Genomic DNA, 12,673 nt, shown 5'->3' on the forward strand with positions numbered 1-12,673 from the left:
TTTTAGCTTCGCAAAAACTCAGTTTGGGCTGCGCCCAAACATCGTTTTAACTGCGTTGAAGCTGCGCTTTCAGGTAGCCTGCTGCTGCGCTATTTCTGCCAATATGCCTTCACGTTCACAAATTCATACAAGCCAAATTCGGAAAGTTCGCGCCCGAAGCCGGAATCTTTCACACCGCCGAATGGCAGGCGCAAATCGCTGCTGGTGTGGCGGTTGATGAATACGCTGCCGGCTTCGATTTGCTGGCCGAGCTCCCAGGCTTTGTCGAGGTTGGCGGAGTAGATGCTGGCACCGAGCCCGAAGGGGTTGTCGTTGGCCAGGCGCACGGCGTCGGCGGCATCGCGGGCGTGGAAAATGCCCACGGCGGGGCCGAACACTTCTTCGCGGTACATGCGGCAGGCAGGAGTGATGTTGTCGAGCACGGTGGCCGGGTAGAAGGTGGTATCGGCTTCGTTGGGCAGTTCGCCGCCGAGCAGGAGTTTGGCACCGTGTTCGAGCGCGTCTTGCACTTGTTCATGCACTTGCAGCTGCAGGTCTTTGCGGTGCAGCGGGGCGAGGGTGGTATCGTGATCGAGCGGACAGCCGGAGGTAAGGCGGCGGCAGTGTTCGAGGAAGAGTTGGGTGAATTCTGCGGCGATGCCTTTGGTGAGAATGATACGTTTGCCGGCGTTGCAGGATTGGCCGGCATCGCGGAAGCGGGCATAGCAGGCATCGGCAGCGGCTTGGGCGATGTCGGCATCGTCGAGCACGATGAAGGCGTTGCTGCCGCCGAGCTCCATCACGCATTTTTTCAGGTGGCTTCCGGCATAACCGGCCAGGCGGCGGCCGACGTTGGCAGAGCCGGTGAAAGCCAGCGCATCGGTTTGGGCAATGGCGTGTTCCACGTCTTCGTGTGCCAGCCAGGCGGCGCGCCAGGGCAATTCGCTGCCGACAATATCAAACAGGACGGCGGTTACGCGGGCCACGCTGGGCGCTGGTTTCACCAAGCAGGCATTGCCGGAGCAGAGGGCGGGCACGGCAAAGCGGATAATCTGCCACACGGGGTAGTTCCACGGCATCACGGCCAGCACCACGCCCAAGGGCTCGAAGCGCACTTGGCTGAGGCTGGCCTGGGTGGCGATGGTTTGGTGTTGCAGAAGCTGGGGGGCGAGCTTCGCATAATAGCGGATGAGGGAGACGGATTTGTCCATCTCGGCTTCGCATTCGCGCAGGCAGCGGCCGACTTCTTCGCAAATCATGCGGGCGAGCTTGGTTTTTTCGGCTTCGAGGCGGTCGGCAAAGGCAGCAAGCATGGCCACCCGCGCCTGCACGCCGGCAGCGGCAAAGCGGCGCTGGGCGGTGCGCATTTCGGCCAGGCTTTGGCTGAAGGCGTCCATGCTGTCGGCGGGGCGTTCGTATAGCAAGGTGTTGCTGACGACGTTACGGCTATAGAACATGGTGTTTCCTTTCTCTATTTGCTTTGGATTAAATGGTTTTAGCGGGCAGCCCATGCAGTAGGCTACCTGAAAGCGCAGCTTTAACGAAGCTAAAACAAGCCCTGCTGGCTTCTGCGAAACTAAAACTTGATGCGATTGTTTTTATTATTTTTATAAACTGCCTTGCCCTACTCTTTTTCGGCCACGACAAAGGCTACCACCGCGCCGTTATCGTCGCTCAGGCTCAAATGCACCCGCCCGATGCCTTGTTGGCGCAGCCATTCCTGCAAGGGCGGCTCTACCACAAATTCTGGGCGGCCGAGTTTGTCGTGGGCGATGGAGATGTGGTGCAGAGTTACCGGCGAGCGCAAGCCGGTGTGCACGGCTTTGGCAAAGGCTTCTTTGGCGGCAAACCGCTTGGCTAGGAAGTTTACCTTGTTGCCGACGGAGCGCCACTCCAAAAGTTCGATGCGGCTAAGCAGGCGTTCGGCCAATGCCTGGCCGTATTTATCGTATAGCTGCTCGATGCGCTCGATACGCAGGATGTCGGTGCCGATGCCGTAGATCATTGAGTATTCCTGTTGTGCAAGATAGTGGCGCATTGTAGCGCATTTTGGCTGCGGCCTTACAGGTGGGCGGCCTAGGCTTGCTGGGATTGGCATATTTTCAGGTAGCCTCACAACCGTTCTGCAAATCTTCCGCGCAAAACAAAGCCGCATCTATTTGCAAGATACGGCAGCGTTTATGCAGCAAGCGGCTTAAGCCATGGCTTTGATTTTGGCAGCCAAACGGCTTTTGTGGCGGGCGGCTTTGTTTTTGTGGAACACGCCTTTGTCGGCGATGCGGTCCATCACTTTGGTGGCTGCCACGAATTCGGCTTGGGCGGCGGCTTTATCGCCACTTTCCACAACCTTCAAAACTTTCTTCACTGCGGTACGGAAAGCAGTACGCAGGCTGGCATTGTGTGCACGGTTTTTCTGCGACTGGCGGGCGCGTTTGCGTGCCTGGGCGCTATTGGCCATATGAAAAATCTCCTGATTAAGTAAAATATAATACGTAAGCGCGTTATTTTACTGACGATGTTGCCTAAATGCAAGCAGCCACGAGCTGTTTTCGGTAAACGGAGGGCAAGTGGCAAAAGAACGTTTGCCTGATACAACAAATTTGGGGCGGACTGCTATATTTTTCAGCTAATCTGAGGCCTTTGCAAAACTACAGATTTGAATACAGTTTAAAGTAGTAGCATCACAGAATGTGCAGATAATATTGGAATATTTTCAAGCATTCGAGAAGCATACTGCGAAGAAATGTGCCCAAGATGGAGTTTTGCAAAGGTCTCAATCTTAAAACTGCCAAAGCCAAACCAAAAAGGCTACCTGAAACTTTCAGATCTCCTTTGCTAATAACGCCGCACCCTGCCTAACTATTTCTCCCGCCGGTAGAACCCGCTATCCATATATGCCACCACGCCCTCGCGCAGTAATACCAGCGTAACCGCGGCCAAAGGCAGCGCCAGTAGCATACCCACAAAGCCCAACAGGCTGCCGAAAGCCATCAAGGCGAAAATTACCCAAAACGGCGAAAGCCCGATGCGATCGCCCACAATCTTCGGCGTGATAAAGAAACTCTCCAGAAACTGCCCCACGGCAAACACCGCCCACACCGTAATCAGCCCCTGCCAAGTGCCAAACTGCAACAGCGCAGCTATCGTGGCCAGCAGCAGGCCAGTGAACGCTCCCAAATACGGCACAAACACCAAGAGCCCCGCCACCATACCAATAGCAAAACCCGATTCCAAACCCGCCAGCATCAGGCCCAAACCATAGAGCAGGCCCATGATCAGCATTACAATCAGCTGGCCGCGCAAAAATTCGCCCAACACCGTATCCATATTGCCGCCGATGCGCGTATAGGCCGCCAGATAGCGGCGCGGAATCATGGTATTAATCCCCTCTGCCCAGCGCGACCAATCCAGCAAAAAGTAATACAGCAAAAACGGCAGTACCATCAAGTTGCCCAAACCGGATACCAGGCTGCCACCCTGTTCCAGCAAGGCCGGCAGCGCCTTGGAAAGCCCCGCCTGAACGCTGCTCACATGGCTGCTCAGCCATTTTGATACCGATTGATCGTCCAACACCCAATGCGTACCCAGCATATGATTAATCCAGGGCAGCGCCTTATTTTGCGCAAATGCCACCAATTCCGGCAGTTTATCCAGCAAACTGCCAAACTGCTGCACCAACATCGGCACCACAATCAGCAGCAGCAACACCAGCAGCAGCAGCGCAAACACCATCACCAGCATCGCCGCCGTCGCACGCCGCACCCTGTGCCGGCAAAGCTTTTCCACCAGCGGGTTCAAAATATAGGCCAACACTGCAGCCACCACAAACGGCGAAAGCATATCGCGCATCTGCACAATTAAAAGCACCACCACCAACAATAGCGCTATGCCCACCACCCACGGCAGCCAGCCACGCTTCTTCGCTTGATACATACTACAGCCTCTTAAATTCATCCGGCACATGCCGCGTCGCGCGCATTATCCGGTGTCAACCCATAAAAAACAAATGATTTCACACACAATCAACAAGAAAGGCTACCTGAAACCACGCTCTCTTTTCAGGTAGCCTTTTGAGACAACTTGACTGCCCACCCCGCCATCGCTACATTCCCTCCATCCCATTTTATCCCCGCCCAAGCATGAACTACGCCCTCGATGCCATCTGGTGGCGGCTGCGCCACCCCGCCGTGCGCGACCTCGCCTCCCTACTCACCGCCCCGCCCCTATGGCACAGCGGCTGCGAGCTCCCCATCCCCCGCTTGCTCGGCAGCCAAGGCTTCCGCTTCCTGCTCAACCTCGACAGCCAGCCCGCACCGCTGCAACAATGGCTCGAACAAGAAGCCCCTTTCGGCCACCGCCTAGGCCACTACGCCGAAAGCCTACTCGCCTTCTGGCTGGCACACGCCCCCCATTGCCAACTCATCGCCCGCAACCACCCCATCCGCAGCGAAAGTGGCCAAACCCTCGGCGCCGCCGACTTCCTCTGCCTGCTCGACTCCACCCCCTACCACCTCGAACTCACCTGCAAATACTACGGTGGCGACACCCCACAAGACCTCAGCGGCCTCAACCCCACCGACACCCTACTCAGCAAAGCCGCCAAACTGCAACAACAATGCCTCCTCCTCCACACCACCCAAGCCCGCGCCCAACTGCCCGAACCATTCAAAGGCTACCTGAAAACGAGCGAAGCGAGTTTCTGCGAAGCTAAAACGAGCAAAGCGGGTTTCTACGAAGCTAAAACGAGCAAAGCGGGTTTCTACGAAGCTAAAACGAACGAAGTGAGTTTCTGCGAAACTAAAACGAGCAAAGCGGGTTTCTACGAAGCTAAAACAAACGAAGCAAGCCCCAGCGAAGCCAATACGGGCACAACAGATTGCCGCCAACCCCCAAACCTCAGCCAAGCCCTCACCACCGCCACCATCATCCGCGGCACCGGCTTTACCCCAAACGGCAACCTCAACGGCAGCCCTCTCAATCCCCTAGGCTGGAGCGGCCTTCTCCTCCGGCAATGGGCAAACTATCCCGCCCAGGCCGCACAACGCTTCCACCCCCTGCCCCGCCTCGCCTACCTCGCCCCTGCCCGCGTCCCGTTTGAACAAACCATTACCGCAGCCGAACTCGCCCGCCAAGCCCCCGGCCTCATCGCCGTGGTCGAACCACGCCCCGACGGCATATGGCATGAAACACAACGCCTGATGTGCCGTGGCTGAACAACAAGGCCGAACAGCAAAAAGGCTACCTGAAACCATCCAACCGGTTTTCAGATAGCCTTTCTAATAAACAGATGCAAAAACATCATCGGCAAAACAGCAGTCTAGCGCGTTACCTCCACACCAACACCCACTTTGCCATAGGGCGTAACGCTGCTATTCCCGCTACCCAAATCCACCGAACCACTCGCACCTACGTGACCGTTGCCGCCGCTCACACCCACACCCACGCCGGCACCGCAGGCCGACAACATAACAACCAACACCGCCACAGCGGCCAAACGATATGCTGCTTTCATTGCTTTTCCTTTCATCTGATTGAATACAATACAAGTAATAGCGAATAATAGCACAATAATTTTCAGGTAGCCTCTACGGCACAGCCGGCTACCCGAAAGCCCAACTTCAACGAAGTTTCCGAAGGAATACTGAGTTTCTGTGGAACTCAAATCAGCCGCCCGCCTTATGCCCCTCTGCCACCCGCACATAATGCGCCGCCGAATAAGGCAGAAACGCCATTTCATCCGCCGTAAGCCGCCGCACTTGCTTCACCGGCGAACCCACATACAAATAACCGCTTTCCAGCCGTTTGCGCGGCGGCACCAAGCTGCCCGCTCCAATCATCACATCATCTTCAATCACCGCATCATCTAACACAATACTACCCATCCCCACCAACACGCAGTTGCCAACGGTGCAGCCGTGCAGCGTAACATGATGGCCGATAGTGCAATCTTCGCCGATGATCAGCGGCGAACCTTCCGGTTTGTCGTCCGTTTTGTGGCTCACGTGCAGCATCACATGATCTTGAATATTGCTGCCCCGCCCCACACGGATGCTATTCACATCCCCCCGCAGCACGGCAAACGGCCATACCGACACATTCTCGGCCAACACTACATCCCCCGCCACCAAACATAGCGGATCGAGATAACAACTGCCATGCATCTGCGGCACGGTATCCAAATAAGGGCGGATATTGCTCATGGAAAACTCCTGGTTCGTATCAAGCCGCAAAGGCTACCTGAAAATCGGATGGCGGCAAAGCCGGGCTGTGGTTTTAGCTGTGTAGGAACCAATCCGGCAGCATAACAATACCGTCCCCCTACCCTGCCACAAAAGGCTACCTGAAACTTCCCCAGCCACCCAGCAGCAAGCACACGCATTAGCGTTATAATTCCACCTTTGCCCGCGCTTTTTCAGGTAGCCTCATGGACATCATCCAATACCCCGATTCCCCCTTCAAACTCCACCAACCCTTCCCGCCCGCCGGCGACCAGCCTACCGCCATTGCCGGCCTGCTCGAAGGGCTTTCAGACGGCCTTGCCTATCAAACCCTGCTCGGCGTAACCGGTTCGGGCAAAACCTACACCATGGCGAACGTCATCGCGCAAAGCGGCCGACCCGCCATCATCATGGCGCACAACAAAACCCTTGCCGCCCAGCTTTATGCCGAAATGCGCGAGTTTTTCCCCGAAAACGCGGTGGAATATTTCGTCTCCTACTACGACTATTACCAGCCCGAAGCCTATGTGCCCAGCCGCGACTTGTTCATCGAAAAAGACAGCGCGATCAACGAACACATCGAGCAAATGCGCCTTTCCGCCACCAAAAACCTGATGACGCGCGACGACGTGATTATCGTCGCCACCGTGTCCGCCATTTACGGTATCGGCGACCCGACCGAGTATCAACAAATGGTGTTGTCCGTCAAAGAAGGAGACACCATCGAGCAGCGCGACATCATCGCCACACTCGTTTCCATGCAGTACGAACGCGGCGATTTGGACTTCAAACGCGGCAGCTTCCGCGTGCGCGGCGACGTGATTGACGTGTACCCCGCCGAAAGCTCCGAAAACGCCCTGCGCATCAGCCTGTTTGACGACGAAATCGACCGCCTCGATATGTTCGACCCACTTTCAGGCAGCCTGCACCAGCGCGTCGGCCGCTACACCGTCTTCCCGTCCAGCCACTACGTTACCCCGCGCGACACCGTATTGCGCGCCTGCGAGTCCATCAAAGAAGAACTGCGCGAACGCATCGAATTTTTCGCCCGCGAACAACGCCCCGTCGAGCAACAACGCATCGAACAGCGCACCCGCTTCGACCTCGAAATGCTCTACGAAATGGGCTTCTGCAAAGGCATCGAAAACTACTCCCGCCACTTCTCCGGCAAAAAAGAAGGCGAACCGCCGCCCACACTGATGGACTACCTGCCCGACAACGCCATCATGTTCATCGACGAAAGCCACGTTACCGTTACCCAAATCGGCGGCATGTACAAAGGGGACGCATCGCGCAAGCAAAACCTCGTGGACTACGGCTTCCGCCTGCCTTCCGCCCGCGACAACCGCCCGCTCAAATTCCACGAATTTGAAAAAGTCATGCCGCAAACCGTCTTCGTTTCCGCCACCCCCGCCAAATACGAAGAAGAACACGCCGGACAAGTGGTCGAACAAGTCGTCCGCCCCACAGGGCTGGTCGACCCCCAAATCATCATCCGCCCCGTCGCCACCCAAGTCGATGACTTAATGAGCGAAATCAACGACCGCATCCAAAAAGGCGAACGCGTACTCGTTACCACCCTTACCAAACGCATGGCGGAGCAACTTACCGACTATTACAGCGAACTCGGCATCAAAGTGCGCTACCTGCATAGCGACATCGACACCGTCGAGCGCGTTGAAATCATTAGAGATTTGCGTCTCGGCCTGTTTGACGTACTCGTCGGCATCAACCTGTTGCGCGAAGGCTTGGACATCCCCGAAGTCTCCCTCGTCGCCATCCTCGACGCCGACAAAGAAGGCTTCCTGCGCTCCCACCGCAGCCTGATTCAGACCATAGGCCGCGCCGCGCGCAACGTGAACGGCGTCGCCATTCTGTACGCCGACAAAATCACCGACTCCATGAAAGCCGCCATCGACGAAACCGAACGCCGCCGCGAAAAACAGATTAAATTTAATGAAGAACACGGCATCGTGCCGCAACAGATTAAAAAACAGGTCAAAGACATCATCGACGGCGTGTACCACGAAGAAGACAGTGGCAAAGGCCGTCTGAAAGGCAAAAACAAAGTTAAAGTCGGCGAAATCCACAATGAAGAAGACGCGATTAAAGAAATCGCCAAACTGGAAAAAGCCATGCAGCAGGCGGCTAGGGATTTGCAGTTTGAAGAAGCGGCTGTGTTGAGGGATAGGATTCGTGGGATTAAGGAAGGGTTGTTGTTTGGGAGTAAAGATTTTAACGGAAAGGATTGATGCAATGAATGTAGCTTTTTTATTTAATTCAGACCATCATTTATTGGGTTCATATTATGGTTATCCGATTATGAAAGCTATTCTGGAAACTGGTATTTTGCAGTCGGTTGACAGGAGTATGCGTATATCAGTTGGAGATATTTTAACTTATTCAAACGCCATGCAGTACAATTTAGATCATGCTGAATTATGTCAAAGGGTTTATCAGCCTGTTTCATTAGATCACCTATATGCAAAGAAATTGAAAGATACATTTAATACAGCAACAATTTATTGTTTGTTATTTCAAAATATGGATTTATTGACTGCTCAAAAAATACATAGTTCTTTAAATTCATTTCCTCCTTATCTTGGCTCAATGGATATCAAGTTTTCTAATCCTCTTCATCTTTATTTTTTTAGAAATAGTCTTATAGAGTTATATAGATTAGATTCTGGAAGAATATCTTTATTTTATTCAATGGGGGAAATGGAGGAAGGTTCTTTTGATACAGAAATTAAGGATTTATTTGAAACTTTTGGTTTTTTAACTACATTTGAAGATATAGGGGCTAGAGGTACCATATTTGATAACTTTGATAATATAGAGCATTTTAAAAGAATTGAGTCTTTTGAAAATTTTTTCATGACATTGGCTGGTTTAGAAACTGAAGATATTTCTAATGCTATCTATAACTTAGAAGAACTGCACCCTAAACTCTTTGATATATTAGCTGCATCAACTAGAACTTTAGAAAGAGCAGAAACAGAAGAGGATTTAGCACAGGCAGCTTTATCAGGTAGAAGGTTCTTAGAAAAATTAGCTCATTATCTATTTCCCCCACAGAATGAACTTTGGAGAGGACGAAAGGTAGGAACAAGCGAATATAAAAATAGAATCTGGGCATATATTACAATAGCTTGCGAAAAGTCCCATTCAGATTTAATAGAAAAGCTTGGAAAAGAAGCAGATAGATTAATTGAGTTGTTCAATGCTGGCTTACATGCTACCCCAAGCAAAGAAAAGATTGAAACAGCATTTTGTGATTTAATTAAATGGATTGCAGATATTATTCAAATGAACCCTTCAGAAATAAGGAAACCATATTTGGCATATGAGCAAGAAATTCATAATTTCTTAGATGAATTCCTCAAAACTAACGTATAGCAGGCCCTAGCCTGCATTTCCATCTACCGCGTGCGTGGCTGCGCCACACACCCTACCTGCGGGCGGCACAAACTTTAAAACCAACGTGTAGGGTGTGTGCGGTACGCACGCACGCGTTCTTTGCCTTGGAGGCAGCCTGCACCTGCGTAGGCATAAATGCCGCCCCTACATTCCCCAAAAAAAGCAGCCTGCACTTCTAATTCCCAAAGTGCAGGCTGCTTTTCTGTTCACAGCGTTACCGCTTATTCAATAACGACCCGCGCATTCAGCGGCTGTACGGGGCGGCTATTGTGCGAACCGATGGCGCGGGTGAATTTCTCCGCTTGCGCTTGGTCGATATGGTCATAAGTTTTCAATACTAACCATGATACGCCTTCGGTGCATGGCGGCGTGGTCAGTGAGCCGGCAAAGCGATAGTAACGCAGGTTGCGCGGCAGCAGTGATGCGGCATTGAACGGCTGATCAAGTCTCACTTTTCCTGCCGTCATCGGCATGGCGTCCCAAATGGAGGCCAGGCGGTCGTTGGTTTTGCCGGCTTCATACAGCACGGCCAATACCAACGGCTGTTTGTTTTCGTCCAAGTGGACGAAGTGGGCTTCCATCGGGAAGGTGCGGCCTTTGATTTGGTTTTCGCTCGGCACGTGGAAGTGGAACTGTTTCAGGGTGTAGGTGCGACCGTTCACGGTTAGGGTGTTGCCGCCTTCGGGATAATTGACCTGAATGGTGTGACCGTTGTTTTCCACTTCCACAGCACTCGGATGGTAATTGGCTTTGATGGAAGGCAGGCGGCCGGAAACGGTTTCGGTAATGTTTACAGGGGATTGGTTTTTGCCGGTGGAGCACAAGCGGAACTCTTCGGACAGATTGCCCCAGCTTTCGGGGGAATCGTGCCCTGTGTAGCCCCAATGGGTATGGTCGCCATGTGCGACGGCAGAGAGCGCGGTAAACGCCGACAGCACGACGGCGGTCAGGCGGGGTAACGTACGTTTGAAGCAGAGCATTGCAATATCCTTTTCTGTTAAGGAGTGGAAAAAAGCGTTGCGGTGCGTATGTAAATATTTTTATTTTTTATTGAAAGATAGCTATATTAAATAGTTCGGTCAAGCTTTCCCGGCCTACAAACTATTAGAGCAATGAAGTTAAAACGAATTCATTTCGCCACCATCCTACTTTATTTTGAATTACTATTAGGCAGGCTGCCCTTATCCGACAAAATATTAATACCCGCGCCGAAGTGCCGAATTTGATTCAAATAATGCAAGCTCCTGTATTTATTCACCCCGCCCGGCAAAATACCGTTGTTACACCTTATCTCCCAAAGGCTAGGGTCACGCTGGTAATTTGGATATCGTCGTTCAGCGGCCGCAGCACGGCGTTATCGGGCAGGTAGCGCTCGGAAGATACGGGCACCAGTGCCACGCCCTGCTCGCAACCGGCAAAGGCTACCTGTAAGGCGATGGAGCGCACTTCGTGCAGGATATTGGGCACAAATCCGGCGCGTTGGCAGGCGGCAAGCAGGGCGTCGAAGGAATCGGGGCTGACTGCGCGCTCAAACATCACAAAGCCTTCGCAAGCCAGGTCTTTTAAATCTATCGACTCGCGCTCGGCAAAGGGATGGCTTTTCGGCAACACCACGGCCAGCGGCTCGCGGCGCAGGGTGTGCAGGCGGATGGTGCTGTCCCATGGGATTTCCAGGCGGGCGAAGGCGAGGTCGATATCACCCGCTTGCAGCAGCGGCTCGGCGTCTCCGCTGTCGATTTCGCGCACCCGCACGGTGAGCGTGGGGTAGTGCTGGTGGATATATTCGATGAGGGGCGGCACCACTTCCAAGAGCGCCATGGTAATCGCGCCGATGTGCAGAATGCCGCTGTGGCCGGCGGCGATTTCCTGCACGGTGGTTTGCAGCCGCTGCATCTGCTCGGCAAATTTGCGCACGGCGGGCAGGATGGAATAGCCGGCGGCGGTGAGTTTGGTGCCGCGCCGCGAGCGTTCAAACAGCACCATACCCAAGGCCTGCTCGAGCTGTTTGATATGTTCGGTGAGCGGCGGCTGCGACATATTCAGCTGTTCAGCGGCGCGCCCGAAGTGTTCTTCTTCGGCCACGGCAAAAAACATCCACAAATGGCGAATGAGGCGGAAATTTATCATCTACTTTACCTATCACGGGCTTCCTTAAGCAGTATTCTAATCAAGAAACCAGTTGTAATAGTATGGCCACCTGAGTATTTGGGAGTATGTAAATGTTCGGTATTATTAATTTTTCTGCTTATTTGCTCGCCGTGTTGCTGCTGGTGTTGCTGCCCGGGCCGAATATGATTTACTGCTTATCAGTGGCCGGGCAATACGGCACCAAAACAGGCTGGAGCGCCTTCGCTGGCATCTTTGTCGGCAATGGCGTGTTGATTGTGGCTTCCACTTTCGGCGCCAGTGCCCTGTTGCAAACCTATCCTTCTTTATTTAACGCGCTGCAACTGGCCGGTGGCGCATACTTGGCCTATTTGGGCATCATGCTGCTGCGTGAAGGCTGGCTCAAACTGCATCATGCTGCCGCTGCCAAAGCCGACAGCCATACTGCTGAAGGCACCCTGCTGCAAGTGTTCCGCAAATCGCTCACCATTTCCTTGCTCAATCCGCAAAGCCTGCTGTTTTTCCCAGCCATCATGGTGCAGTTTGTCGATATCCGCTATGAACACCCGTACCTGAGCTTCCTGCTCTTGGGCGGCACCTTCCAGCTGTGCAGCCTGCTGTGCATGGGTACGCTGATTCTGATGGCTAACTCGGTTGGCCGCGTGGGCACCAAATACAGCCGTGTGGCTGCGTTCGGTAAAAGTGGTGCCGGCGCTCTGTTTATCTTCTTCGCGGCCAAACTGTGGCTGGCCACCGCCATCGTCTAAACTAAATCCTAAATTGCTGCTTTAGGCTACCTGAAAATAGTGTGCCGTACTTCCGTACCAAACTCCTATCCGCAACAGCCACGATTTTTCAGGTAGCCTTCTCCCCTGCCAAGGCTACCTGAAACCTGCTAAGCTATTTCTGCCAATCCGCTTTGGGCTATAATCGCTATTTTTCATTATCTT

Annotated in this window: 11 protein-coding genes and 1 pseudogene; 4 read left to right on the forward strand and 8 right to left on the reverse strand. The window is 53.3% G+C overall.

Annotated elements, in window-relative coordinates; all coding sequences use genetic code 11:
• Positions 1–89: 89 nt before the first annotated feature.
• The 4 genes from EZJ17_RS06125 to EZJ17_RS06140 all read right to left on the reverse strand — a co-directional run bounded on the left by EZJ17_RS06125 (position 90) and on the right by EZJ17_RS06140 (position 3,912).
• Entirely contained in the window at positions 90–1,436 is a 1,347-nt protein-coding gene (locus EZJ17_RS06125) for an aldehyde dehydrogenase family protein (RefSeq protein ID WP_067438374.1), read from the reverse strand.
• A gap of 167 nt (positions 1,437–1,603) precedes the next feature.
• Positions 1,604–1,984, reverse strand: coding sequence for a holo-ACP synthase (gene acpS, locus EZJ17_RS06130; protein WP_067438371.1), 381 nt, complete (start codon positions 1,982–1,984; stop codon positions 1,604–1,606).
• 189 nt (positions 1,985–2,173) lie between these two features.
• Entirely contained in the window at positions 2,174–2,437 is a 264-nt protein-coding gene (gene rpsT, locus EZJ17_RS06135; RefSeq protein WP_003823349.1) for a 30S ribosomal protein S20, read from the reverse strand.
• Between the two features lie 401 nt (positions 2,438–2,838).
• Positions 2,839–3,912: an AI-2E family transporter gene (locus EZJ17_RS06140; protein ID WP_067444958.1), complete on the reverse strand. Its 1,074-nt coding sequence runs from the start codon at positions 3,910–3,912 to the stop codon at positions 2,839–2,841.
• Between the two features lie 206 nt (positions 3,913–4,118).
• Here EZJ17_RS06140 and EZJ17_RS06145 point away from each other — a divergent pair.
• A pseudogene (locus EZJ17_RS06145) lies at positions 4,119–4,634 on the forward strand (DUF1853 family protein); the annotation flags it as partial.
• Between the two features lie 662 nt (positions 4,635–5,296).
• Here the strand turns inward: EZJ17_RS06145 and EZJ17_RS06155 are convergent.
• Together EZJ17_RS06155 and EZJ17_RS06160 are read right to left on the reverse strand one after the other, a co-directional pair.
• Positions 5,297–5,491 carry a hypothetical protein gene (locus EZJ17_RS06155; RefSeq protein WP_067438368.1) on the reverse strand — a complete coding sequence of 65 codons (195 nt, stop codon included), beginning with the start codon at positions 5,489–5,491 and terminating at the stop codon, positions 5,297–5,299.
• Positions 5,492–5,642: 151 nt separating this feature from the next.
• Complete coding sequence (locus tag EZJ17_RS06160) at positions 5,643–6,179, reverse strand: gamma carbonic anhydrase family protein (protein WP_067438365.1); 537 nt, start codon at positions 6,177–6,179, stop codon at positions 5,643–5,645.
• Positions 6,180–6,403: 224 nt separating this feature from the next.
• On the opposite strand from EZJ17_RS06160, the gene uvrB reads away from it, so the two are divergent.
• Together uvrB and EZJ17_RS06170 are read left to right on the forward strand one after the other, a co-directional pair.
• On the forward strand, positions 6,404–8,449 hold the full coding sequence (uvrB, locus tag EZJ17_RS06165) for an excinuclease ABC subunit UvrB (protein ID WP_067438362.1): 2,046 nt from the start codon (positions 6,404–6,406) through the stop codon (positions 8,447–8,449).
• Positions 8,418–9,596 carry a hypothetical protein gene (locus tag EZJ17_RS06170; protein ID WP_151086296.1) on the forward strand — a complete coding sequence of 393 codons (1,179 nt, stop codon included), beginning with the start codon at positions 8,418–8,420 and terminating at the stop codon, positions 9,594–9,596. The genes uvrB and EZJ17_RS06170 overlap by 32 nt, the downstream gene beginning before the upstream one ends.
• Positions 9,597–9,838: 242 nt before the next feature.
• On the opposite strand, the gene cah is transcribed toward EZJ17_RS06170, so the two are convergent.
• Both cah and EZJ17_RS06180 read right to left on the reverse strand, forming a co-directional pair.
• The gene (gene cah / locus EZJ17_RS06175; RefSeq protein ID WP_067438356.1) at positions 9,839–10,597 is read right to left on the reverse strand and encodes a carbonic anhydrase; all 759 of its coding nucleotides are present in this window, start codon (positions 10,595–10,597) and stop codon (positions 9,839–9,841) included.
• A gap of 307 nt (positions 10,598–10,904) precedes the next feature.
• Positions 10,905–11,744: a LysR substrate-binding domain-containing protein gene (locus EZJ17_RS06180; protein WP_067438353.1), complete on the reverse strand. Its 840-nt coding sequence runs from the start codon at positions 11,742–11,744 to the stop codon at positions 10,905–10,907.
• Between the two features lie 92 nt (positions 11,745–11,836).
• Between EZJ17_RS06180 and leuE the strand changes: the two genes are divergently transcribed.
• A complete protein-coding gene (gene leuE, locus EZJ17_RS06185) occupies positions 11,837–12,490 on the forward strand; it encodes a leucine efflux protein LeuE (protein WP_151086298.1) in 654 nt (217 codons plus the stop codon).
• Positions 12,491–12,673: the final 183 nt, after the last annotated feature.

It is taken from the genome of Eikenella exigua (assembly GCF_008805035.1).
Taxonomy (GTDB): Bacteria; Pseudomonadota; Gammaproteobacteria; order Burkholderiales; family Neisseriaceae; genus Eikenella; species Eikenella exigua.

What these genes read in the sequence shown, in the direction of transcription:
- EZJ17_RS06125 (WP_067438374.1), bottom strand. Translation starts at nt 1,436, where the DNA reads ATGTTCTATAGCCGTAACGTCGTCAGCAACACCTTGCTATACGAACGC.
- acpS (WP_067438371.1), bottom strand. Translation starts at nt 1,984, where the DNA reads ATGATCTACGGCATCGGCACCGACATCCTGCGTATCGAGCGCATCGAG.
- rpsT (WP_003823349.1), bottom strand. Translation starts at nt 2,437, where the DNA reads ATGGCCAATAGCGCCCAGGCACGCAAACGCGCCCGCCAGTCGCAGAAA.
- EZJ17_RS06140 (WP_067444958.1), bottom strand. Translation starts at nt 3,912, where the DNA reads ATGTATCAAGCGAAGAAGCGTGGCTGGCTGCCGTGGGTGGTGGGCATA.
- EZJ17_RS06155 (WP_067438368.1), bottom strand. Translation starts at nt 5,491, where the DNA reads ATGAAAGCAGCATATCGTTTGGCCGCTGTGGCGGTGTTGGTTGTTATG.
- EZJ17_RS06160 (WP_067438365.1), bottom strand. Translation starts at nt 6,179, where the DNA reads ATGAGCAATATCCGCCCTTATTTGGATACCGTGCCGCAGATGCATGGC.
- uvrB (WP_067438362.1), top strand. Translation starts at nt 6,404, where the DNA reads ATGGACATCATCCAATACCCCGATTCCCCCTTCAAACTCCACCAACCC.
- cah (WP_067438356.1), bottom strand. Translation starts at nt 10,597, where the DNA reads ATGCTCTGCTTCAAACGTACGTTACCCCGCCTGACCGCCGTCGTGCTG.
- EZJ17_RS06180 (WP_067438353.1), bottom strand. Translation starts at nt 11,744, where the DNA reads ATGATAAATTTCCGCCTCATTCGCCATTTGTGGATGTTTTTTGCCGTG.
- leuE (WP_151086298.1), top strand. Translation starts at nt 11,837, where the DNA reads ATGTTCGGTATTATTAATTTTTCTGCTTATTTGCTCGCCGTGTTGCTG.